Genomic DNA, 22,601 nt, shown 5'->3' on the forward strand with positions numbered 1-22,601 from the left:
CAGTGTACTAGAAATTTGGCGTAAGGGTAATTGTTTGGGCCATGAAATAACAAGGTTCATTGTCAACACCCTGACGTTGGTGGAGGTTTTTTAACCGTGCTGTTGACTCAACAGCATGCCAGCTTTAACTCTATGGTGCTAGTAACCGCTTCGCTTGTGCCTATTTCGGTGTTAAGTTTCATGAACTTTATTGCAAAGCGATTGCGGCTGCCGCTCACCACGGGGAATATGCCACTGTCGCACTGTATTCTGACCATTTCTACTTTGTCTTCTGCGGTGCCTTGATGATAACCACTTTTACTAGTAATGGTGTGGAAACTCGACTTTTGACGCAAAAATGAAAGCAACATTTCAAGGCTATCTTCAACGATGTTTAAGTGACTAAGCCATTTATCCATCGCTAGTTTTTTGCTGGCATTGTCTTGTTTTAACCAGCAAAATAACGAGGGTAAGTCAAAGCTAGTCACTCCGCCGGGAGTTGAAAAACGTTGCCGGATTGTACCTAGAAATCTTTCTTCTCGCAGACTTGCGCCCAATTTTTTATTCTGTTTAATATTGCTGCCAATCGTATGCAAGTTATGCAGCGCTGCTTCTAGTGCGCTACTGTTTATATCGGGGTGTCGTGACCAGTGCAAGAGTTTGCGTTCTTGCGCGTCAATGTCGCGCAAGAAATCGGTGCGTAAATCAAGGCGGTCAACCATGTCTATTGTATTAAAGAAGACTTCAAAAAAATGCAGGTAGTGATTCTCAGATGAGGCGTTTTTAGCCTCTTTTAACTGCGCGAATAGTTGCTCAAGTCGCAGGTAGTTTCTCACCTTTTCGCAAAGTGGAAATTCATAAAGTGCGACCGACATCAAATTCTCCTTTTTGAACACTGCAAACTAGGGCAGTGCGTAATGTTTTTAATTAGTAGTACGTAAACAAGCGCTGAGCAATAAATGTAACACGCTTATCTGGCCGGGTATTCTACACAAAAATTACGCGCTATGGGGTATGATTTTCATAGTATAATTGGCTTAACTATCAATTAAGGTCTTTGCGTCTGCGTAATTATAGTTTCGCGGCGGTTTTTGAGGCGAAGGCCCTATAGCTTTGGTGCAGTTTGTCTACTTGCGGTCCTAAAAAGTCAACACCGCCGGTGTTATCAATCACATCATTAGCCAGGGCTAAACGTTTTTCTCGACTCACTTGCGCTGCCATAATATTTTTGATGGTGTCTGCATTTCCGCCATCTCTGTTAAGCGTTCTTTCAAGTTGCTGCTTGGTGGTTATATCGATCACTAAGGTTCTATTAACCAGTTTTTCAAGGCTATTCTCAAGCAGCAGCGCAGCAGACAATATACTGTAATGTGACTTTGTGTTTTTCAATTGGTTCAGCATATTTGCGCGAATGAGCGGGTGAAGAATGTTGTTCACTTTTTTTTTGGCCTGGGGATCGTTAAATACTATTTCGCGCAGGGCGGCTCGGTTAAGTGTGTGCTGCTCGGTTAATATACCGTCGCCAAATGCTTCCACCAGTGCGTTTAAACCTGCTGAGCCTTTCACCACTACGTCGCGTGCGACCACGTCGGCGTCCACTATTTCTATGCCTTTTGCCGCAAATAAATCGGTCACGGTGGTTTTACCGCAGCCAATGCCGCCGGTCACGCCTACGATGTACTTATTGCTAATGAGTTCTTTTTCACGCATTGAGGGACTGCCCACTGTATTTCGGATGATGTTTAAGGGACATATCATACTCTTTAGCACTACAAGTGCTACCCCAAAAGTACTACCGATAATATGTTTTAGTGATGTTAATATCATTTTTCAGCGCTGTGGATCTTGTTTGAACGCTATGAGTGCTGACCTTGAACCTACCAACACTAATAAGAGCACCCTAGTTTATAAAGTGCTTAGATACCAAGTGGCAATTTCATCGCCGTAAAGCATGGTTAAAAAGCCAGCGGCTGCTAAATATGGACCAAATGGGATGGCTAAGTTACTGTCTTTGCGCTTCACTATCATTAAAGTGATACCTACCACCGCACCTACCAGCGATGACAGTAAAATGACAATGGGCAAGTGTTGCCAGCCAACCCACACTCCAATGGCGCCAAGTAGTTTAAAGTCGCCGTGGCCCATGCCTTCTTTACCGGTTATTAGCTTAAAGGCCCAATAAATGGCAAATAAGCTCATATACCCGACCGCGCCGCCAATGACAGAATCGGTTAATGACATAGCGTCTCCGATGCTGTCTACATAAGCGGCAAGCAGTAACCCTATCCACAGCATGGATAGGGTTAAGGTGTCGGGCAGGAGCATTTCATCAATATCAATGAAGGTCATGGCTATAAGTAGCCAAGTGCAAAAAATAAAGCCAAAGGCAACAGGTGTGAAGCCTAAGTTATACGCGACCCACGCGCTTAATGCTGCGGTAGTTAGTTCAATTAGTGGGTAGCGAATAGATATGCTGGTTTTACAAGCGCTGCACTTGCCGCGTAAAAATAACCAGCTAATAGCAGGGATGTTTTCCCAGGCTCTTATTTTATGTTGGCATTTAGGGCAAGTCGAGTCTGGTTTGACTAAATTAAAAGCATGCTGCTGATGCACATATTCTTTGCCTTCGCTATGCGCGATGTGCTCGTCTATTTGCGCCTGCCATTCATTTTTCATCATAACGGGGTAGCGATAAATAACTACGTTTAAAAAACTGCCGATGAGCAGCGAAATGCCAAAAACAAAACTCACATAGAAGAGGGTGGAGCTAGCCATAAATTCAAACATTATAGTGTGGTGTAAACCTTGTGTAGGTGATTGGGTGCTTGCGCCTTTTGCGCAGATGTGCACATAAATTACGAAAAAAAGCATAAAATAGGCCTGCCGCCAGATAAGCCTATAATATTTACCTAAAAAGAGCGAGTGATTGTGGTTTCGCACAAGATCACAGTACCAAAATTTATATGATTGCGCTCATTTCGAATATGGGTAAGTACATCGCGATAATCAAGCCGCCAATTACCACGCCTAGCACCGACATTATCATAGGCTCTAATAAACTGGTTAAACCATCTACCATGTCATCTACTTCGGCCTCATAAATAAATGCAATTTTACTGAGCATATCTTCTACCGAGCCTGACTCTTCGCCTATGGCGATCATTTGAATGACCATGTCGGGAAAGACGTTGGTGGCTCGCATAGCCACGTTCATTTGAACACCGCCTGAGACTTCTCGGCAAATATGCAGTATCGCCTCGCGAAATATTGCGTTACCAGAGGCGCCAGCGGCTGACTCAAGGGCGTCTATTAAAGGCACGCCTGCCGCAAAGGTTGTCGCTAAGGTTCTGGTAAAACGCGCAATGGCCGCTTTTTTGAGTATGGCACCAATAATGGGGATTTTTAATACCCTAGCGTCTACGAAGTCGCGCAGCTTTTGTGACTTTCGATGCGCCCGCCCAAATAAGAACCCCGCTGCGAAAATCCCTGCACCAATAAATACGCCATGTGACTGCACAAAATTGGAAAGCCCCAGCACCATCAATGTAAACGCAGGTAGTTCGGCGCCAAAACCGGCAAAAATTTCCTCAAACTGAGGCACTACAAATATCAGTAGGATTAGCGTCACAATTAAGGCAACGACCAATACTGCTATGGGGTAAAACATGGCTTTTTTAATTTTAGATTTAAGCGCTTCGGCTTTTTCTTTATATAAGGCTATGCGGTCATAAATAGTTTCAAGGGCGCCCGATTGCTCGCCTGTTTCCACCAAGTCGCAATATAAATCGTCAAACTGCAGCGGGTGCTTGCGCATAGCTGAAGAAAGCGGATTACCTGCTTTAACTTCATCAGTGATTTCTGTGAGTAACTTACGCATAGCCCAGTTTGCGTGGCCTTGGCCTATCATATCTAAGCTTTGAATAAGGGTCACACCTGCCCCTAGCATAGTGGCGATTTGCCGAGACATAATGCTAATATCATTGGCGGTAATTTTCTCTTTTCGGCCAAATAGGGGTTTAGCCTTTTTCTTGACGCGAGTGGCTGATATTCCGCGGCGCCTAAGCATGTTTTTAGCTTCTAACAGGTTTTTTGCTGAAATTTCGCCAGTGCCTTTTTTGCCCTTTTTGTCAGAACCAGTCCAAACAAATTCATGTGAAACAACAACTGCCATGGTGCACCACCTATTGTTATATCATGCGTAATTGAAAAATCGTTATTTACTAAACGCTAGAACGCGGAACATGTAACAAGCCTATTCTTTAGAGTCGAAAGCCCAGATAATCTGGGCTTTCGACGCTTGTTATGTAAACAGCTGCTTTAGCATAAAGCAGGGTCGTCACATACACGAGTCCAGTCAATTGCGCCCGAATCTTTAAGGGTAGGAGTGAGTTCTATGGTGGCTGGTTCATCGCCGTCTGCTTTTTTCAAATTTGAATCCGGGCTCGCGGTAGCCGTAATTTTGCCATCAACCACCGTCAATCCTGTTAATGAATCTAGCGCTGTAATTATGGCTGGAATACCATTTTTGCCAGCGTCACAATCAACCTTGTCCCCTTTGGTATGCACACAAACTTCAACCGCAGACTTAGCAGCCGCAGTGGCAATGATAACTTCACTAAATTTCGCCTTATTCGTGTAACCCTGATAAGCCGGCAACGCGATAGCCGCCAAAATGCCAATAATTGCAACAACTATCATCAGTTCGATTAGGGTGAAACCCTTTTGTAAATCTTGAATAGTCTTAATTTTCATAGTAATTCTCCAAGCGTCGTAAAACGCGATTTATTTAACAATATGGTTTATGCGTGGCTGCAGATAGTTTGCTCATTAGATACTCTCTCCTCAACCTCGAAAATGAGTATATGCCCCAATCTTTCTATGTGAAGTATGCGGACATATACTTTAGTGTTGGTTTCGACATAAATTATTGCTAAAGCTAGAAATTACTCTTACTACGTTTATGTTTTTAAAGAATTAATAATGAAAGGTCGACCGCGTTTACGTGTTTAGTAATTGCGCCAGATGATATGAAATCGACCCCTGTCTTCGCTAATTCTGCAAGCCTTTCTTGGGTAATGTTACCCGAGACCTCTAGCTTACAGCGTTGGCTATTAATCGATACTGCCTCTTGGATCTGTTGTGTTGAAAAGTTGTCAAGCATAACAATGTCGGCGCCTGCAGCGATTGCTTCGCGCAATTCATCAAGGCTTTCCACCTCAATTTCCACTATTTTGGCGCTTTGCAAGTCTTTTGCTTGCAAAATGGCATTAGTTATTGAACCGCAGGCCTTAATATGATTTTCCTTTATTAGAAAGGCGTCGTATAAGCCCATTCTATGGTTTTTACCACCGCCGCACCTTACTGCGTATTTTTGAGCTTGACGAAAGCCAGGGATAGTTTTGCGTGTGTCAAGCAAGGCGGTAGACGTGCCGGTAAGGCATTTGGCATACCAAGCGGTGGTGGTGGCGGTAGCGCTGAGCATTTGTAAAAAGTTAAGCGCGGTGCGCTCCGCCGTGAGTATGGCTCGAGCGTTTCCAGTAATATTAACTAAAATAGAGTTAGCCTTTATTTGCTCACCGTCGCTGCAGTGCCATGTGAGCTTAAGCGAAGGATCAATGAGCTCAAACGCCATTTGGGCCCACTGACGGCCGCACACGGTAATGTCTTCTCGTGTAATAATATGGGCTTGGGCCTGGGCACTGACATCAATAAGGTTTGCTGTAATATCTTGTTTAGCTAAGTTGTGTATAGCGTCAAGCGTTTGCTGATAGCTGGCACTTGTGGTGTCAAAATTAAGGCTAAGGTAGTGCGATGATTCAGCGCTTAGGTCTTCTATTAATGCGCGCATTACATCAAGTGCAATAAGAACGTTGCTCATATCGTTTTGCTGAGTCGCTCCTGCCTGATTCGGTTTTTTTTCAGTTGCTTGGTTAATAGTAGATGATTGATTAGATTGTGCGTGCACTGTTTTTTCATTGCTGGCGGTTTTACGTTGCGACACCACAGGCTTTCCTTTTTAAGGCCTATTGTAAATACGCAATTTATAAAATAGGGAGATAAATACACGTATTTCTGATGCCTGTTATTTTACATGGCGATATTAAGCACCACAACCAGCAATTGCTAAATACTAGGTGGTGTGGCCATAATTTATCTTAATATTGCGTGAGTTAGGTGTGAAATTTTGTTGCACAATATTGGCCAGTCATTATACTCGATCGCCCACCCTATAAGGACATAAGCCTTTGACACTCTTTACATTGTTAATAGTAATGGCATTTGAACGCGTAGTTGTGAAAGCTAAGTCTTTGCAGTTAGCCACTATTGCGCAGCGCTATTTTTCCTACATTGAGCGATTGATACATAAAAAAGAAGCTCAAGAACCTAAGACAGCTCGCAGTGAAATGACCACCGCGTTTATTGTGGCCGGTTTACCCACTGCAACTGTGTGGATACTGGCAGCTTATTTACCCTCACCTTTCGTTTTTTTTCTGCACTTGTTAATACTATGGATCTGCATAGGTTGCTCATCGGCCAGAAAGTCTTACAAAGGTTATTTACAAGCGGCTAACCGGCAAGATTATGAAGCGTGCTCGCTTTACTCCCAGCAATTTGGCAATGAAGACGGCGATTTGTCGCACGTGGGCCGCCAACTCGTGTTTATTAACTATACCCACTATGCCAGTATTATCATTGTTTTTGTGATTTTAGGCTTGCCTGGCTTAGTATTTTACGTCTTGTGTCGCCAATGGCATCTACTACAAACGCGCGAGGGCCTGAGTAAGCAATACACCCAAAAGCTGATGTTTATACTCGATTGGTTACCTTCACGTATCAGTACAGTAGGATTTTTATTGGTGGGGCATTTTAGCCGCGCGCTGCCCGTTTGGCTTAGTACGTTTAGCGATAGTGAACTTAGCGCTTTTGAGGTGTTAGAAAAAGTTTCCAAGGCCAGTGAAGACTCGCCAAGCATCGAAAATGCTGAGCTGCAAGAACCTTTGCAAATGGTAAAGTTGGTAAAACGAAACATAATTTTTCTGTTAATGCTTGTTTCTGCTATGACCTTAGTGGGTGTAATAAGTTAAACACTTTACTTTTTTAAAATATTCTTTAAAATGGCACTTGGTAAATTGGTATTACCATTGTCACCTAAAGCAAAAAAAATTTACGAAATTGTGATATAACTAACTGTACGGGGCAAAAAGATACAAAAGCACATTCATAGCCAGTATACAGGGCACCATGATTAAACAAACAAAACTTTCAGACGTCATTACAGAACGATTAGAGTCCATGATTGTTGATGGTACGCTTAGCGCAGGCGAAAAATTATTGCCCGAGCGCGAGCTTGCCGCAAAGTTTAAAGTGTCGCGCCCGTCACTACGTGAAGCCATTCAAAACCTGCACGCTAAAGGCCTAATTGAGCGTAAACAAGGTGGCGGCACCTTTGTGTCTCAGCATCTTAATAAGCGCCTGTCTGATCCGCTGCTAGCGCTCATTTCAAAACGCCCTGAAACACAATTTGACCTACTAGAATTTAGGCATGCTCTTGAAGGTATGGCCGCCTTTTATGCAGCTCTGCGCGGGCAAAAGCAAGACCATAACGCACTTACCCAAGCATTAGAAAAACTGCAGTCAGCCAGTACTAAGGCTAAGCCAGAAGAAGAAGCCATCGCTTTAGGCGAGTTTTATTTTGCAATGGCGCAAGCTTCACAAAATATGGTCCTTGTCCAAGTAATGCAGGCGATGCGCCTGCCGCTTGAAGACAATGTTAAACAAAATTTAGCCATGCTGCGCAGTGGCGCAAGCGTAGAAAGCGAACTATCTCAGCAGCGCACTAATATAGTACTGGCAATTATATCGGGTAATCCCGAAGCCGCGCGCGACGCGAGTCATCTGCACTTGTCTTTTATTGAAAAGACATTGCTAGATATTAATAAGAATAAGGCTAATGTTCAGCGCAGTTTGCGCAGAATAGTCAGCGATAATTAGCACCCGTAAAACAAGAATTAAGGCAATGTCAGCACTAAGCGCATAGCCTAAAATAAACAAGTATAGTTGAATACAAAATAGGATAAAATAATGGCCGATATGAATAAAACCGATGTTGACCCAATTGAAACGCAAGAATGGATAGAGTCGCTTGAAGCGGTGCTAGAGTCTGAAGGCGTTGACAGAGCACATTACCTTTTAGAATCGTTAATTGAAAAGGCCCGTCGTAATGGCGCGCATTTGCCGTTTGACGCAACGACCGCTTATATCAACACCATTCCTGCCGGCAAAGAGCCCACCATGCCGGGCGACCAAGCCATCGAAGCCACCATCCGCAATGCCATTCGTTGGAATGCGCTTATGATGGTTCTGCGCGGCTCTAAAAAAGACCTAGATCTAGGCGGCCATATAGCCAGTTTTGCTTCTGCTGCTATGCTCTACGATGTTGGTTTTAACCACTTTTTCCGCGCTCCCACTGATGAAGATGGCGGCGATTTTCTGTTTGTACAAGGTCATGTATCGCCGGGTATTTATTCACGTGCATTTATAGAAGGCAGACTTAGCGCAGGCCAGCTTGACAATTTCCGTCAAGAAGTAGGCGGTGAGGGGGTATCATCCTACCCGCACCCCAAACTGATGCCTGAATTTTGGCAATTCCCGACCGTATCTATGGGCCTTGGTCCTATGCAGGCTATTTATTTAGCGCGCTTCTTAAAATACCTCACCAACCGTGGACTGCGCGACTGCTCCAATCAGCGTGTATGGTGCTTTTTGGGCGACGGCGAAGTTGATGAGCCCGAAAGCTTAGGTGCCATTGGCCTTGCGTCAAGAGAAAACCTTGATAACCTTACCTTCGTTATTAATTGTAACTTGCAGCGTCTAGACGGGCCTGTGCGTGGTAACGGTAAGATTATCCAAGAATTAGAAAGTACCTTTAGAGGTGCGGGTTGGGAAGTTATTAAAGTTATTTGGGGTCGCTATTGGGACTCACTATTAGCTCGCGACACCTCTGGTAAATTGCTCGACGTCATGATGGAAACGGTAGACGGCGAGTACCAAAACTATAAAGCTAAAGGAGGTCAGTACACGCGTGAAAACTTCTTTGGTAAATACCCTGAACTAAAAGACATGGTTGCTAACATGTCTGATGATGACATATGGCGCTTAAACCGCGGCGGACATGACCCAGTAAAAGTATATGCAGCGTACAAGCGTGCTACTGAAACGGTAGGTCGTCCACAGGTTATTTTAGCTAAAACAGTCAAAGGTTATGGCTTAGGCGAAGCCGGCGAAGGTAAAAATATTGCTCACAACGTGAAAAAACTAGACGTGAACGCAGTTAAAAATTATCGTGATCGTTTTAATATTCCAGTGTCGGACGAAGCTTGTGCAGACTTAGAGTACTATAAGTTTGAAGAAGACAGTGTTGAAATGAAATATCTGCGCGAAAAGCGTGAAGCTCTAAAAGGCTATATGCCGGTTCGTCGTGTAAACAGCACCGAAGAGCTGCCCGCACCGCCATTAAAAGCGTTTGAAGCAATTACAAAAGGCTCGGGGGATCGCGAAATTTCGACCACAATGGCCTTTGTGCGCGTGCTGACGGTTATGCTTAAAGACAAGCAAATGGGCAATAGAGTCGTCCCCATTATTCCTGATGAAGCGCGTACCTTTGGTATGGAAGGTTTGTTCCGTCAAGTAGGTATTTATAGCAATACCGGGCAAAAATATGTGCCACAAGACAAAGATCAGGTTGCCTACTATCGTGAAGATAAAAAAGGTCAAGTATTACAAGAAGGTATTAACGAGCTAGGCGCAATGTCTTCATTCGTAGCGGCGGGTACGTCTTACTCATTGAATAACTTGCCAATGTTACCAGTTTATATTTATTACTCTATGTTTGGTTTCCAGCGTGTCGGTGATATGGCATGGGCCGCTGGGGATTCGCAGTGTCGTGGTTTCTTAGTGGGCGGTACCGCGGGTAGAACAACCCTAAACGGTGAAGGCTTGCAGCATCAAGATGGCCACAGCCACGTACAAGCAGCCCTTATTCCTAACTGCGTAAGCTACGATCCTACCTATGGCTACGAAGTCGCAGTTATTGTACAAGACGGTATTCGCAGAATGCTTGAAAAACAAGAAAACGTGTTTTTCTACTTAACCGTAATGAACGAAAACTACGTTCAGCCAGAAATGCCGAAAGGTTGCGAAGATGGTATTTTGAAAGGTATTTATTTACTTGATAAAGTAGGCGGTGCTAAAGCCAAGAAGAAGGTCAAATTGTTGGGTTCGGGCACTATTTTAACGGAAGTGCGTAAAGCCGCGGCTATTTTAAGTGAAGACTACGGCGTACAAAGTGAAGTGTACAGCGTGCCTTCGTTTAACGAGCTTGGCCGCGACGGTGTCGACTGTGATCGCTTTAATATGCGCAATCCAAAAGCTAAGCAAAAACTAGCTTACATTACCGAGCTCTTAAGTGAAGGTAACGATGGCCCAACAATTGCCGCCACCGACTACATAAAATCGTATGCTGATCAAGTTCGCGCGTTCGTGCCGGGTACTTATAGAGTGTTAGGCACTGACGGTTTTGGTCGCTCTGATAGCCGCGCTAACCTGCGTCGCCATTTTGAAGTAGACGCAAGCAACATTGCCTACGCCGCTTTGTATGAACTACATAAAGCAGGCGACATAGACCCTGCTACCTTAGCTAAAGCCCATAAAGCGCTCGAGATTGACGGCGATAAAATTAACCCACTGTACGCATAGAGAGGAGAGAAAATCATGGCGGATTTACAAGATATTATTGTTCCTGATGTGGGCGGCGAAGAAGTTGAAATCATTGAAATATGTGTTGCCCTTGGCGACTCAGTTGAAGCAGAAGCCGCATTTGTAACGGTTGAAAGCGATAAAGCCAGCATGGACATTCCAGTGCCCTTTGACGGTGTCATTAAAGAAATCTCGGTCAAAGTAGGTGATAAAATCAAGCAAGGCGATCTTTTAGGTAAAGCCAGCAGCACCGAAAGTGCAGCACCTGAGCAAGAGGCGCCTAAACAAGAGCCGCCTAAACAAGAGCCGCCTAAACAAGATGCGCCTAAACAAGATGCATCTAAACAGGAAACGCCCAAGCAGGAAGCACCTAAACAAGAAACAGCGCCAGCTGCTAGTTCCGCTACCAGTGTGATTGAAGTCACTGTGCCAGATATTGGCGATGCTAGCGATGTTGAAATTATTGAGCTACTGGTTAAAGAAGGCGACACCGTGGCCGAAGAAGATGGCCTAATTACCCTTGAAACCGACAAAGCTACAATGGACGTACCTGCGCCACGCGCCGGTAAAATTGTGTCTATGAAAGTAAAAATGGGCGACAAGGTATCGGAAGGTTCATTAGTGCTAACCCTTGAAGTAGGTGCGTCAAACGGTGCAGATACACAAGCACCAGCTGCAAGCGCGCCGCAAGCACCTGAGAAAGAAGAAGCACCTAAGCTGGCAGAATCACACAAGCAAGAAGAAGCACCTGAGAAAGAAGAAGCACCTAAGCAAGCAGAATCAGCTGCTAGTTCAGCGTCAGCGCAAAGTGCACCGGTTCGCAGCGCCCCTGTACAAAAAACACCGCCAGTGCCGTATCATCCTTCAGCCGGTGGAATTGCCAAAACTGGTAGAATACATGCTACTCCTTCAGTAAGGCGCATGGCACGCGAATTTGGTGTTGACCTAGCGCAAGTAACCGGCTCAGCTCGCAAAGGACGTATTGCTAAAGAAGACGTGCAGTCGTACGTGAAGTATGAGCTGTCTAGACCTAAATTGACCTCGGGCACAAATGCCGGCTCAGGAGGCATGCAGGTACTACCACCGCCTAAAGTCGATTTTGCTAAGTTCGGCGAAATTGAAGAAGTAGCCCTTACGCGTATTCAAAAGCTGTCGGGTCCTAATCTGCATCGTAACTGGGTGACTATTCCCCATGTTACGCAGTTTGAAGAAGCCGATATCACCGATATTGAAGACTTCCGTAAGCAGCAGAACCAAATAAATGAAAAACGCAAGCTGGGCGTTAAAATCACGCCGTTAGTCTTTATGATGAAAGCGGTTGCTGACGCGATGAAGCACTATCCTACGTTTAATTCATCGCTGTCTGCGTCGGGCGAGAGCTTAATTTTGAAGAAGTACACGCATATAGGTATTGCTGTGGATACGCCAAATGGCCTAGTGGTGCCGGTGGTGCGCGATGTTGACAAGAAAGGAATTATGGATATATCAAGAGAGCTTACCGAAATAAGCGCTAAAGCCAGAGAAGGGAAGCTCAAAACGGCCGACATGCAGGGCAGCTGCTTCACTATCTCAAGTTTAGGCGGCATAGGTGGCACTGCCTTCACGCCAATTGTAAATGCCCCCGACGTGGCTATATTAGGGGTTTCAAAAAGTGAAATGCGACCTAAGTGGGACGGTAAAGAGTTTTTACCTCGATTAATGTTACCGCTGTCGTTGTCGTACGACCATCGCGTAATAGATGGCGCACTTGCCGCTCGTTTTGCGGTCCATTTAGCCGATTGCTTAGCCGATATGCGCCGCATATTGTTGTAGGTTCTGCTAGTGCTCATATACACAATGAATGCAGTGTATATGATAAGCAGATATGAAAAATACATACCCCCCCTTATTAGTGTAATAATAAAGCGAATAAGGGGGGTGAATTACCGTCTTAATTCAATTAGAATATACGGTGTAGACACAATTAAATTATTAAGGTCATATTAACGTTATGAGCGAAATCAAAACACAATTAGTGGTACTTGGCGCAGGTCCTGGCGGGTACTCAGCAGCATTTAGAGCGTCCGATTTAGGCGTTGACTCAGTCATTGTTGATGCAAGAGAAGCCTTAGGAGGGGTATGTTTAAATGTAGGCTGTATTCCTTCTAAAGCACTTTTGCATGTTGCTAAGGTAATTCAAGAAGCTAAGCAACTATCTAAGCACGGTGTGAACTTTGGCGAGCCAAGCTTTGATCTTGACAAAATCCGCTCTTGGAAAGACGACGTAGTAAGTCAGTTAACCAAAGGTTTGTCTGGAATGTCTAAAATGCGCAAAGTAAAGCATGTACAAGGCTACGGCAAATTTACCGGTGCTAACACCTTAGAAGTAGAAGGTCCCGATGGCAAAACTACGATTACCTTCGAGCATGCTATCATCGCAGCAGGCTCTGACCCAATCGAATTGCCGTTTGTGCCAAAAGACGATGACCGTATTATGGACAGCACTGGCGCATTGGAAATGAAAGATATTCCAGGCAAAATGCTTATTCTAGGTGGTGGTATTATCGGCCTAGAAATGGGCACTGTATATCAAGCCTTAGGCTCAAAAATTGATGTAGTAGAATTTTTAGATCAGCTCATTCCCGCGGCTGACAAAGACATCATGAAAATGTATATGAAAACCATCAAAAATAAATTTAACACCATGCTTGAAACCAAAGTAACGGACGTTGAATCTAAAGATGACGGTGTCTATGTGACGTTTGAAGGCAAGCAAGCACCGGCCGAGCCAGTGCGTTACGATCGTGTACTTGTTGCAGTGGGTCGTCGTCCAAACGGCTCACTAGTTGATGCTGAAAAAGCCGGCGTTAAAGTAGACGAGCGCGGTTTTATTAATGTAGACAAACAGCTGCGCACTAACGTGGCGCATATATTTGCAATCGGCGATTTAATTGGTCAACCAATGCTGGCGCACAAAGCCTCGCATGAAGGTCACGTTGCGGCTGAAGTCATCTCTGGTAAAAAGCATTTCTTTGACCCACGCGGCATTCCCTCAGTTGCCTACACTGAGCCAGAAATTGCCTGGGTAGGATTTACCGAGAAAGAAGCTAAAGAGCAAGGCCTAAACTACGAAGCCGCTACTTTTCCTTGGGCAGCCTCGGGTCGCGCTATTGCATCAGACGCCACCGACGGTTTAACAAAGCTATTGTTTGACAAAGACACCGGGCGTATAATTGGCGGGGCTATTATTGGCACCAACGCAGGTGAAATGCTAGGTGAGATTGGCTTAGCCATTGAAATGGGCGCAGACGCTGAAGACATCGCCTTAACGGTTCATGCTCACCCTACCTTAAACGAATCTATTGGCTTAGCGGCAGAGATTTTTGAGGGTAGTATTACGGACATGCCTAACCCTAAAGCTAAAAAAAGATAATCTAGAGTTAGATAGGCAATATGTATAAAAACCGATACCCTTCACGGCGTGTCGGTTTTTTTGTGAAAATTTAATGAGAGGCACTTGTACATGCAGCAAATGGAGTTTTTTATTATTCCAAGCCCGTGCATTGGCATTTGTGAATCGGGCCCTAGAGGCTACTGCATTGGCTGTTTTCGAAGCAGAGAAGAGCGCACCCACTGGCAGGACGTAGATGATCACACCAAGCGTATCATAGTGTCTGCCTGCAATAGGCGCAAAAAAGCTTTCAATGCGCGCAAGGCGAAATCAAAAGACAGCGACATCCATTTTCAGCAGGACGATTTATTTTAATAAGTGCTTATTCTTATTTTCTTTGATTAGGGTTAATTATAAAACATGCGCTATTAAAGGTATAAAGTCGACACAATCCGTATAAGTCCTATTACCTTTCTCGGCTCAAATAACCAGCGTGCCCAATGCGCTAAATGTCATTAGCGCGGTATATCTATGGTAGAAACGGCTAAAGGGGCCTTCAAATCTGTAAATTCTTCTTGTTAAGATTTTTCGTTGTTTTGGGAGAAATCAGTGCGAACAGTCCTTATTGCTTAAGCTATTACTCAGCAAATGAAAGAACGTGGTTCAGCGCTTTTTTTGTAATGGGTATCCTTCTAAATTTAAGCGGACTGTTATGTGCAACTCAAACGGAAGAAAAATACGTCCTGTACGCTCACAAAGACGAAAGATAAACTCTATGTAGGCAATAACCATAGCTAGCCTAAATCAAGGCCAATCAATCCTGCGAAAACCTAGGGCGACTCAACAAGTCATAAAATCCATTGGCTTAAATGATTATGAATATGATATTATTCATAGGTTCGCGCAGTCAGAAACAAGCAAAATAGCCCAGCTAATAACTTAGCTAAGTACGCTTTATGTTATCGATAGTCTACCTTTAATCATGCGCGCTTTATATTTTAAGATTGCGCTATGCCGAAGCTTGTTACCTACATATTGTGTATTATCATGGTGTTCTTACCTTACGCGGCAATGGCAGCAGATAAAGCATCTGATTTTTTCAGGAATCTGAGTCAAGAAAAGAACTTATTAGAAGCCCTCTATAGTAAAAGCCGCGAACAAGCAGAACAAGACAATGATCTAAAGCCTTTCACCTTAGCTGGAGAAATAGGCCTGCTCAACACCACGGGTAACACCGACACCAGTATTATTAAATTTGCGGTTGAATCTAATCATGAAATGACCAGCTGGAGTAATCGCTACGAAAGCCAGTTTTTGCAAAGAACTAACGTTATACGCGGCGTTAACGACGCCGATAGAGTGCAAACTGGTCGAATTGAAATCTCTGCCCAGTTTGATTATAAATTGGTACAGCCTAACAGCCGCTTGTTTGCCTACATGGAATATGATGACAACGAATTCAACCGCCTGCGAGACCAAGCAACCTTAGTCATGGGCTATAGTAAAGTGGCATTTAGGCATGAAAAATCAGAGTTTAGGTATAGTATTGGTCCCGGCTACAGTCATTTGCGCCAAACGCGTAACAACAGAACGATTGAAGAGATGATTGTAAGAGGCACGCTCTATTACAATATAAACTTCGGTGAAAATGCTAGGTTTAGGCAAACGCTATCGGCTGAACTAGGTCAAGAAATTTCAAGAGCACAAGCGCAATCATCGCTAAGCGCTAAGCTGTTTAAAAAGTTAGCGTTAAAAGTGAGTGTCGATCTTTTTGTAAACGACAATGTGGCAAGCCAAGACAGTATCCTATCAACGCAAACGAGTATATCGCTGGTGTATCAATTTTTTTAGTGTGGGCAAGTTTATATGCCCTCAAAACAGTGTTTATGTAAGTGTATTACCCACTCACAGATCGTTACGACAGCCTTGTATTAGACATAAAAGTATTTAAAATACAGGCTTTAAAGAGGTTAATTATAGTGCAGCGTTTATATGGGCACGCCAATACTCAGGTAAATAAACATTCAGATAAAACATTCAGTAAAAGGAAATGTAATGAATAAGCAATTAATCGCGTTTGCGATGTTATCACTATGCTGCGCGGCGCCTGCTTTTGCACAAGAAAAAAAAGAAGCCAAAGAATTAGAAATGGACGGTGAGTTTGGTTTTATTTTCACCACCGGAAACACTGAAACGACATCAGCCAGTGTTGGTTTAAATGTTAAACAAGAGTTAGAAAATTGGAGCAATGAGTACCTAATAAAAGGTCTCTATAAAAGAGATACCATCGAAAGTGAAATGGGAGAAGACATTGAGCAAACCTCGGCGCAAAAGTTTTTTGCATCGGCGCAAGGCAACTTTAAACTAGCAAACCCCAGTTACCGTTTGTTTGGATTCGCGTCATATGAAGACGACCGATTTAGCAACTTTAAATATCAAGCAACACTTGCGGCCGGTTGGAACCAAAAGTTATGGGATGATGAAAAAAGCAATTTTAGCTACAGTGTGGGTCCTGGTTATGCCTTTGCAGAAGAGCAGTCAGGAAAAAGCCAAAACGGCATTATTGTTCGTGGTGCGCTCAACTATGGCCTGAGTTTGTCTGAGACAGCACGCTTTACACAAAACCTGAGTACTGAAATTGGCTCAGACAATACCAAGTCTCGCTCAGAAACGGCGGTAACGGCGCAAATTGCGGGTGGCTTATCCATGAAGCTTTCCTTAAAACTTGACCATAACAGCGATGTTGGAGAAAACGTTGACAAACTAGACACCGAAACTGCAGTTACCTTGGTGTATACTTTTTTCTAAAGGTGCTAAGCCTCAATATCTTGTCGTCTTGTAATCTTAATAAAAAAGTCAAAACGAGCGAACGTTTTGACTTTTTTCTGCACAGGAACGATTACTGAAGCAAACGAGTTTTAATTGTGCCTTGAATATTGGCGAGTTGCTCTAGACCTTCCGCTTCATTTTTAGATTCAATATCGACCACGACATAACCGATACTCTCGCTGGTTTGTAAATACTGAGCCGCAATATTAATGCCTTTATCTGCAAATGCTTGGTTAATTTGAGTTAGTACGCCCGGACGGTTTTCATGAATATGCAGCAAACGTGACCTCTTGGTATGCTCTGGCAAGGACACTTCAGGAAAATTAACCGCCGATAGCGTTGAGCCATTGTCACTATACTTTACCAGTTTGCCGGCCACTTCAACCCCAATATTTTGCTGCGCTTCTTGGGTTGATCCTCCCACGTGCGGGGTCAATATTACGTTGTCAAATTTACGTAAAGGCGAGCTAAACGCTTCTGAATTTGACTTAGGCTCAACCGGGAAAACGTCAATAGCCGCGCCGATTAATTTCTTGTCTTCAAGGGCCTGGCAAAGTGCATCAATGTCAATGACCGAACCACGCGCCGCGTTAATTAAAATGGCGCCGTCTTTCATTTGCGCAATCTCTTGTTTGCCAATCATGTTTTTGGTGTGTAAGGTTTCAGGTACGTGTAGGCTCACCACATCTGAGGTGTTAAGCAGCTGTTTAAGCGACTTAACTTGAGTAGAATTACCCAATACAAGCTTATCTTCAATATCAAAAAACTGCACGCGCATACCTAAATGCTCAGCTAGAATGCTTAACTGGGTGCCAATATGACCGTAGCCAATAATGCCCAAGGTTTTGCCGCGCGCCTCATAGCTGTTAATGGCGCTTTTTTGCCACAGGCCTTTATGCGCCAAGGCATTTTTTTCAGGAATGCCGCGTAGCAAAACGATAATTTGGCCAAGTACTAGTTCAGCCACTGAGCGAGTATTAGAAAAAGGCGCATTAAACACCACTACACCGCGCTTTTCTGCCGCTTTTAAATCAACTTGGTTAGTGCCAATACAAAAACAGCCAATGCCGATCAACTTCTTGGCAGCTTTTAACACTTTTTCGTTTAACTGCGTGCGTGAACGTATGCCAATAAAATGTGCATTCTTAATTTTAGCGATGAGTTCGTCATCAACTAAAGATGTTTTGATAGACTCTACGTTGGTATAGCCATTTGCTTTGAAGGTTTCAAGCGCGCTTGAATGCAGCCCTTCTAGTAACAACACTCTTATTTTGTTTTTAGCTAGCGATTTCTTACTCATTACTGCTTACCCTATCCTTTGAAAAGTGCTGTTGTTGCCATTTTACTTAAGCTTTTTTTACGCCATCGTGTGTGCCCGTAAGCACAATGTCCGCGCCTCTGTGTGCAAATAGACCGTTTGTGACGACGCCTACAATTTGATTTAATGTTGCTTCAAGTCCAGGCGGATCAAGTATTTCAAGATTATATACATCTAAAATATGATTGCCATTGTCGGTTACGATGCCTTGACGATACATAGGATCGCCGCCTAGTTTTACAATTTCACGCGCCACATATGAGCGTGCAAGCGGTATCACCTCAACAGGCAGTGGGAATTTACCTAACATTGACACAAGCTTGGTGTCGTCAATTATACAAATAAAGGTGTTAGCGACCGCCGCCACAATTTTTTCGCGAGTAAGGGCTGCGCCGCCGCCTTTTATCATGTGTTTATATTCGGTAATTTCATCCGCTCCGTCTACATAAATATCCAAGGCGTTTACTTCGTTTAAATCAAATACGGTAATGCCGTGCTTTTTTAGCCGCGCAGTAGAAGCGTCAGAGCTTGAAACGACGCCCACAATGTCGTGTTTGAGTTTGGCCAACGCATCAATAAAAAAGTTAACGGTTGAGCCTGTACCAACTCCTACTATAGAGCCGGTGGTAACATACTCTATAGCGGCTATTGCTGCGGCCTTTTTTTTCTGGTCTTGGTTCATGCTGCTTCCTTTAAATAGGTAGAACGTAGTAGGACTTAACACGGCCGATAACGGAATATCCCAATCTTGTGCAGGCAACAATGAGGCGCGCTGTACATCATGCGCTAAGCCTATGATCTTTGCCTGTTTTGCTGATAAATTGGCGTTTGGCAAGCGCTCGTTAGCACGCATACTTTGCAAAGTTCTATCGTAAAAGCCGCCGCCCATACCCAGTCTGTTGCCGTTAGTATCAAAGGCCACTAAGGGCGTAAAGATAAGGTCGAGCTCATTAAGCGGGCACAAGGTATTCACGTCCAATTCAGGCTCAAGTATACCAAAGCGATTGGGCCGCATAATAGTGTCGCCAGTGTAGCGTAAAAATATAAGGTGGCCTGCACTAAAGGGATGTACGACAGGCAAGTATACCTCTATTGCCTGCGCCCACAAATATGCAATTAAATACTGGGTATTTAGTTCGCCGTTAACGCTGGCATAAAGCGCTACTCGTTTAACCTTAACGAATAGCGCATTTTCAACAGCGCGCGTCACAATATTACGCGCTGCTTTTTTTTGCTCGAATGCGCTAAGTTCGCTTCGTTTATTTTTATAAAGCTGTCTTAACTGTGCGCGCGAACCGTTTTTCGTAGCACTGCTGTTAAGGTTCATGGCAAAACCTCAGTGGTCTATTTTAGCGCGTAGGTGCTAACAAATAGGGAAGATAAGGCGCTGTGATCAACGTGAGTGGCAACATTCACCATGTGTGTGTCTAGCCAATGCGGACTTATCGTTGAGTTTTTTGGTGCAAAGCTAGTTTGCCCTTGGTGTAGTTTGTCAGTGCCAATGCGCATGTGCCCTGATGTCATTTCAAATAAATCAGGCTGTAGCATATACGCTAGCGGAAACGCGTCGTGAAAAAAACACACGCGCTGAGGCTTACCTTGTGAATAAAAATCCGAATAAAATTTAGATGACTTTGCCACAAATCCGCCCAACACGGGATTAACGGTTTCTAAAGACGCAATAAACTCTGGCGGAAACGGCACGTCGTAGGTAACGTCTAAGCCAAACATGTTAACTTCCCAGTCTGCTGCAAATACAATTTCTGCGGCGTAGGCGTCGTTCCAAATATTCGCTTCGGCCACCGGTGTTACGTTGCCCGGCACAAAAGCGGCACCGCCCATTATATTCACCGCTTTAATTAACGAAGGTAGGGCTGGCTCTAAGCGTAGAGCAAGGGCTAAATTACCTAAGGGGCCAACCGCTACAATGGTAACTTCCCCTGGATATTTGCGCGCCATATCGATAATAAATTGGGCAGAGGGGCGCGGGTCAAGCGTACGCGTGGTAGGCGGATGATCAATATTGCCAAAGCCGTCTTCGCCGTGCACAAAGTGTGCATAGGTAGATTCAGCGCCCACCCATGGCCGAGTAACGCCTTTACACACAGGAATATCTACACCGGCCAGTTCTACCAAAGCAAGACCATTTTGAGCAGCCATATCGGCGGGTACGTTGCCATAGACAGTGGTTAACCCTAATACCTCAATTTCTTTGGCTTGAAAGGCAAAAAATATCGCCATCGCGTCGTCTATACCGGGGTCGGTATCAAGTATTATTTTGTGTGTCATTTATATATCCAAAAAGGTTTTGTGGGTAATTTTTGGCTTATTCAGCTAAAAATTGAGCAACTTCACTGGCACTTGGAATGGACGGAGCCGCGCCAGACTTGGTCACGCAAAGCGCCGCCGCTGCGCAAGCTGTTTTTAGTGCAAGTTCTGGGTCGCTTATGCCAGCGGCTTCATTTTTAATGTAGGTCGCTAAAAAATAGCCGGTAAAAGTATCGCCTGCGGCGGTGGTATCAAGCGCATTAACGTTAAAACCTGAAACGACGCGTTCATGGCCCTTGTGCATGTATTTAACGCCGGCTTTGCCAAGTGTTAAAATAACTTTTGTGTTGGGGTATTTATTGTGCAAGGCAACGCAAGCATCATCAATCGTGGTGGTTTGCGTCAGCTGCATTGCTTCCACTTCATTAACAAACAACAGACTTATTTTATCAAGCGCTAAGGCAGCAATATTTGGTGTCATGGGTGCAGGGTTAAAGGCAATAAGTAAACCACGCGCAGCGGCTTTGTCGATAATGTCGCCAATGGCGTTGGTTTCGTTTTGCAATAAGACCCAGTCGTTTTTGCCAGCGTTGTTAAGTATGCTGTCTATTCGCACTGAGCTAAGCTGATGATTGGCGCCAGCAAAAAGGACAATGGCATTTTCGCCTTCGCTGTTTACCTGAATAATAGCGTGCCCTGTAGCGGTATTGCTTTGTTGATCGATAAAGTCGGTGTTTACACCAGCGGTGTGTAAAATATCAACAAAAGGTGCATCGTTCTTATGCACCGCGCCAACGTGCTTTACCTCGCAGTTGGCAAGAGCACAGGCAATAGATTGATTAGCGCCTTTGCCGCCAAGCACGCTGTGATAATGTGAAGAAGATAAGGTTTCGCCAGGGCTTACAAAATGAGGAACTGTATAAATATGGTCAATATTAATTGAGCCAAAGTTAATAACCGCCATGACAACTCCTAAATACGGATAACAATGTTGTGTGGTAACCGTTGAGCATGAGTATTGTGATGATTAATTCACTCAATCAGTTTCAAAAAGTGGTGCTTCCCAAAATGCCGCTTTACGTTTTTCGTCCGTGTGCCGAATAGGACACGGCGGATGTATCATCACTGCCGTAGGCTTCTCGATACATGTCGAGCTTGCGCAATAGCAATAGAGTCAACTTCCTTAGGTTATAGCATCGGCCAGGAACATGAAACGCACATGCAAACATTCCAGGAAGCATAGGATGTTAATGGCAGTACAATCAGCGTTACTTGCTGCTTGTTGCTTCCACTGGTGTGAATATTACAACAAACTAAGCTGAGTTAAAAGCGGTGTGAAGTGATATTCACTCACAAAGCGGTCCTTAGCAAAAAGCTTGCCAGTGCTGTGGCATTATCGCGTTAACTTTAGTTTCAAAATTGCCCGCCCTTTGCTACGATGCACATCAACGAATTAAGCATTTTCACAGCGAGGTAGTCACTTTTGACCAATCAAGAATTAACGGCCACGTTACACTACGATACCGTAACTGAGGTGCTTAAAAAGCACAATATCATTGTGGATGCAGCAGAAGTCCACGGCATTTTATGCGGCATGCTGGCAGGCGGTATGAACATTGACGACCAAGAATGGATTGAAGCGCTTGCCGATGTTATTCATCAAGGTGAGGTAATACCGCCTGAAGCGCAGTCTTTAATTGAAAAAATGTTTGATAGAATATGCCAAGAGTTGATTGAAGCAGACTTTGCCTTAACCCTATGTCTGCCCCACGATAGTACCCCTATAAATGAGCGCGGCAGTGCTTTTGTTAATTGGGTGCAAGGATTTTTACTCGGCTTCGCCCTTCATCAAAACGATCTTACCGCTTGTTCGCCCGAGACCAAAGAAGCGCTAGAAGATTTCAGCGACATAGTCAAACTTGATGAAGAGATGGAAGCTAGCGAGGAGTCAGAGCGGGCACTTTTTGAAGTCCTTGAATATGTGCGAATAGGTGCCATGCTGTGCTTTAATGAACTCGGCAAGTCGATAATTGATTCTAAACACGAGTCACCATCGGTGCATTAAGTAAGTCTTTTTCACCC

Annotated in this window: 19 protein-coding genes, 1 other RNA gene and 1 pseudogene; 9 read left to right on the plus strand and 12 right to left on the minus strand. The window is 44.3% G+C overall.

All coding sequences use genetic code 11. The features are described 5' to 3' along the window. Nucleotides 1-107: 107 nt before the first annotated feature. The 6 genes from GPUN_RS10610 to nadC all read right to left on the minus strand — a co-directional run bounded on the left by GPUN_RS10610 (nucleotide 108) and on the right by nadC (nucleotide 5,857). A complete protein-coding gene (locus GPUN_RS10610) occupies nucleotides 108-854 on the minus strand; it encodes a cell division protein ZapD (RefSeq protein ID WP_006006522.1) in 747 nt (248 codons plus the stop codon). 196 nt (nucleotides 855-1,050) lie between these two features. Continuing rightward, the gene (coaE, locus tag GPUN_RS10615) at nucleotides 1,051-1,806 is read right to left on the minus strand and encodes a dephospho-CoA kinase (protein ID WP_238528976.1); all 756 of its coding nucleotides are present in this window, start codon (nucleotides 1,804-1,806) and stop codon (nucleotides 1,051-1,053) included. 78 nt (nucleotides 1,807-1,884) lie between these two features. Continuing rightward, entirely contained in the window at nucleotides 1,885-2,766 is an 882-nt protein-coding gene (locus GPUN_RS10620; RefSeq protein ID WP_040520984.1) for a prepilin peptidase, read from the minus strand. A 172-nt stretch (nucleotides 2,767-2,938) separates the two neighbouring features. After that, complete coding sequence (locus tag GPUN_RS10625; RefSeq protein WP_006006528.1) at nucleotides 2,939-4,150, minus strand: type II secretion system F family protein; 1,212 nt, start codon at nucleotides 4,148-4,150, stop codon at nucleotides 2,939-2,941. Between the two features lie 146 nt (nucleotides 4,151-4,296). Beyond that, nucleotides 4,297-4,731 (minus strand): pilin, encoded by a 435-nt coding sequence (locus GPUN_RS10630; RefSeq protein WP_006006530.1) that lies wholly within the window; start codon nucleotides 4,729-4,731, stop codon nucleotides 4,297-4,299. Nucleotides 4,732-4,945: 214 nt separating this feature from the next. Next, entirely contained in the window at nucleotides 4,946-5,857 is a 912-nt protein-coding gene (gene nadC, locus GPUN_RS10635; protein ID WP_439644183.1) for a carboxylating nicotinate-nucleotide diphosphorylase, read from the minus strand. A 367-nt stretch (nucleotides 5,858-6,224) separates the two neighbouring features. Here nadC and ampE point away from each other — a divergent pair, with 367 nt between their 5' ends. From ampE to GPUN_RS10675, 8 genes are all read left to right on the plus strand, one after another. After that, nucleotides 6,225-7,064 carry a regulatory signaling modulator protein AmpE gene (gene ampE / locus GPUN_RS10640; protein WP_006006534.1) on the plus strand — a complete coding sequence of 280 codons (840 nt, stop codon included), beginning with the start codon at nucleotides 6,225-6,227 and terminating at the stop codon, nucleotides 7,062-7,064. A 157-nt stretch (nucleotides 7,065-7,221) separates the two neighbouring features. Beyond that, on the plus strand, nucleotides 7,222-7,971 hold the full coding sequence (locus GPUN_RS10645) for a GntR family transcriptional regulator (RefSeq protein ID WP_006006536.1): 750 nt from the start codon (nucleotides 7,222-7,224) through the stop codon (nucleotides 7,969-7,971). 90 nt (nucleotides 7,972-8,061) lie between these two features. Then, on the plus strand, nucleotides 8,062-10,734 hold the full coding sequence (gene aceE / locus GPUN_RS10650) for a pyruvate dehydrogenase (acetyl-transferring), homodimeric type (protein ID WP_006006538.1): 2,673 nt from the start codon (nucleotides 8,062-8,064) through the stop codon (nucleotides 10,732-10,734). A 15-nt stretch (nucleotides 10,735-10,749) separates the two neighbouring features. After that, on the plus strand, nucleotides 10,750-12,546 hold the full coding sequence (aceF, locus tag GPUN_RS10655) for a dihydrolipoyllysine-residue acetyltransferase (RefSeq protein ID WP_006006540.1): 1,797 nt from the start codon (nucleotides 10,750-10,752) through the stop codon (nucleotides 12,544-12,546). Nucleotides 12,547-12,724: 178 nt separating this feature from the next. Beyond that, a complete protein-coding gene (gene lpdA / locus GPUN_RS10660; protein ID WP_006006542.1) occupies nucleotides 12,725-14,146 on the plus strand; it encodes a dihydrolipoyl dehydrogenase in 1,422 nt (473 codons plus the stop codon). A 90-nt stretch (nucleotides 14,147-14,236) separates the two neighbouring features. Continuing rightward, entirely contained in the window at nucleotides 14,237-14,479 is a 243-nt protein-coding gene (locus tag GPUN_RS10665) for a DUF1289 domain-containing protein (RefSeq protein ID WP_006006543.1), read from the plus strand. A 636-nt stretch (nucleotides 14,480-15,115) separates the two neighbouring features. Beyond that, entirely contained in the window at nucleotides 15,116-15,955 is an 840-nt protein-coding gene (locus tag GPUN_RS10670) for a DUF481 domain-containing protein (RefSeq protein WP_051987338.1), read from the plus strand. Nucleotides 15,956-16,159: 204 nt separating this feature from the next. Further along, the gene (locus tag GPUN_RS10675; protein ID WP_006006546.1) at nucleotides 16,160-16,912 is read left to right on the plus strand and encodes a DUF481 domain-containing protein; all 753 of its coding nucleotides are present in this window, start codon (nucleotides 16,160-16,162) and stop codon (nucleotides 16,910-16,912) included. Between the two features lie 91 nt (nucleotides 16,913-17,003). Here GPUN_RS10675 and serA read toward each other — a convergent pair whose 3' ends face one another. The 6 genes and pseudogenes from serA to ssrS all read right to left on the minus strand — a co-directional run bounded on the left by serA (nucleotide 17,004) and on the right by ssrS (nucleotide 21,759). Beyond that, a complete protein-coding gene (serA, locus tag GPUN_RS10680; protein ID WP_006006547.1) occupies nucleotides 17,004-18,233 on the minus strand; it encodes a phosphoglycerate dehydrogenase in 1,230 nt (409 codons plus the stop codon). A gap of 46 nt (nucleotides 18,234-18,279) precedes the next feature. After that, complete coding sequence (gene rpiA, locus GPUN_RS14660; protein ID WP_040520986.1) at nucleotides 18,280-18,933, minus strand: ribose-5-phosphate isomerase RpiA; 654 nt, start codon at nucleotides 18,931-18,933, stop codon at nucleotides 18,280-18,282. Between the two features lie 45 nt (nucleotides 18,934-18,978). After that, nucleotides 18,979-19,578, minus strand: a pseudogene (locus GPUN_RS14665) (5-formyltetrahydrofolate cyclo-ligase); the annotation flags it as partial. A gap of 17 nt (nucleotides 19,579-19,595) precedes the next feature. Further along, a complete protein-coding gene (locus GPUN_RS10690; RefSeq protein ID WP_006006549.1) occupies nucleotides 19,596-20,540 on the minus strand; it encodes a nucleoside hydrolase in 945 nt (314 codons plus the stop codon). Between the two features lie 37 nt (nucleotides 20,541-20,577). Then, nucleotides 20,578-21,483 carry a ribokinase gene (locus tag GPUN_RS10695; RefSeq protein WP_006006550.1) on the minus strand — a complete coding sequence of 302 codons (906 nt, stop codon included), beginning with the start codon at nucleotides 21,481-21,483 and terminating at the stop codon, nucleotides 20,578-20,580. 92 nt (nucleotides 21,484-21,575) lie between these two features. Beyond that, nucleotides 21,576-21,759, minus strand: a non-coding RNA gene (ssrS, locus tag GPUN_RS14010) — 6S RNA. A gap of 243 nt (nucleotides 21,760-22,002) precedes the next feature. Between ssrS and GPUN_RS10700 the strand changes: the two genes are divergently transcribed. Continuing rightward, the gene (locus tag GPUN_RS10700) at nucleotides 22,003-22,584 is read left to right on the plus strand and encodes a UPF0149 family protein (RefSeq protein ID WP_006006551.1); all 582 of its coding nucleotides are present in this window, start codon (nucleotides 22,003-22,005) and stop codon (nucleotides 22,582-22,584) included. Nucleotides 22,585-22,601 lie beyond the last annotated feature (17 nt).

The sequence above is a fragment of the Glaciecola punicea ACAM 611 genome, assembly GCF_000252165.1.
GTDB classification, from domain to species: domain Bacteria; phylum Pseudomonadota; class Gammaproteobacteria; order Enterobacterales; family Alteromonadaceae; genus Glaciecola; species Glaciecola punicea.

What these genes read in the sequence shown, in the direction of transcription:
- GPUN_RS10610 (WP_006006522.1), bottom strand. Translation starts at nt 854, where the DNA reads ATGTCGGTCGCACTTTATGAATTTCCACTTTGCGAAAAGGTGAGAAAC.
- coaE (WP_238528976.1), bottom strand. Translation starts at nt 1,806, where the DNA reads ATGATATTAACATCACTAAAACATATTATCGGTAGTACTTTTGGGGTA.
- GPUN_RS10620 (WP_040520984.1), bottom strand. Translation starts at nt 2,766, where the DNA reads ATGTTTGAATTTATGGCTAGCTCCACCCTCTTCTATGTGAGTTTTGTT.
- GPUN_RS10625 (WP_006006528.1), bottom strand. Translation starts at nt 4,150, where the DNA reads ATGGCAGTTGTTGTTTCACATGAATTTGTTTGGACTGGTTCTGACAAA.
- GPUN_RS10630 (WP_006006530.1), bottom strand. Translation starts at nt 4,731, where the DNA reads ATGAAAATTAAGACTATTCAAGATTTACAAAAGGGTTTCACCCTAATC.
- nadC (WP_439644183.1), bottom strand. Translation starts at nt 5,857, where the DNA reads ATGAGCAACGTTCTTATTGCACTTGATGTAATGCGCGCATTAATAGAA.
- GPUN_RS10645 (WP_006006536.1), top strand. Translation starts at nt 7,222, where the DNA reads ATGATTAAACAAACAAAACTTTCAGACGTCATTACAGAACGATTAGAG.
- aceE (WP_006006538.1), top strand. Translation starts at nt 8,062, where the DNA reads ATGGCCGATATGAATAAAACCGATGTTGACCCAATTGAAACGCAAGAA.
- aceF (WP_006006540.1), top strand. Translation starts at nt 10,750, where the DNA reads ATGGCGGATTTACAAGATATTATTGTTCCTGATGTGGGCGGCGAAGAA.
- lpdA (WP_006006542.1), top strand. Translation starts at nt 12,725, where the DNA reads ATGAGCGAAATCAAAACACAATTAGTGGTACTTGGCGCAGGTCCTGGC.
- GPUN_RS10665 (WP_006006543.1), top strand. Translation starts at nt 14,237, where the DNA reads ATGCAGCAAATGGAGTTTTTTATTATTCCAAGCCCGTGCATTGGCATT.
- GPUN_RS10670 (WP_051987338.1), top strand. Translation starts at nt 15,116, where the DNA reads ATGCCGAAGCTTGTTACCTACATATTGTGTATTATCATGGTGTTCTTA.
- GPUN_RS10675 (WP_006006546.1), top strand. Translation starts at nt 16,160, where the DNA reads ATGAATAAGCAATTAATCGCGTTTGCGATGTTATCACTATGCTGCGCG.
- serA (WP_006006547.1), bottom strand. Translation starts at nt 18,233, where the DNA reads ATGAGTAAGAAATCGCTAGCTAAAAACAAAATAAGAGTGTTGTTACTA.
- rpiA (WP_040520986.1), bottom strand. Translation starts at nt 18,933, where the DNA reads ATGAACCAAGACCAGAAAAAAAAGGCCGCAGCAATAGCCGCTATAGAG.
- GPUN_RS10690 (WP_006006549.1), bottom strand. Translation starts at nt 20,540, where the DNA reads ATGACACACAAAATAATACTTGATACCGACCCCGGTATAGACGACGCG.
- GPUN_RS10695 (WP_006006550.1), bottom strand. Translation starts at nt 21,483, where the DNA reads ATGGCGGTTATTAACTTTGGCTCAATTAATATTGACCATATTTATACA.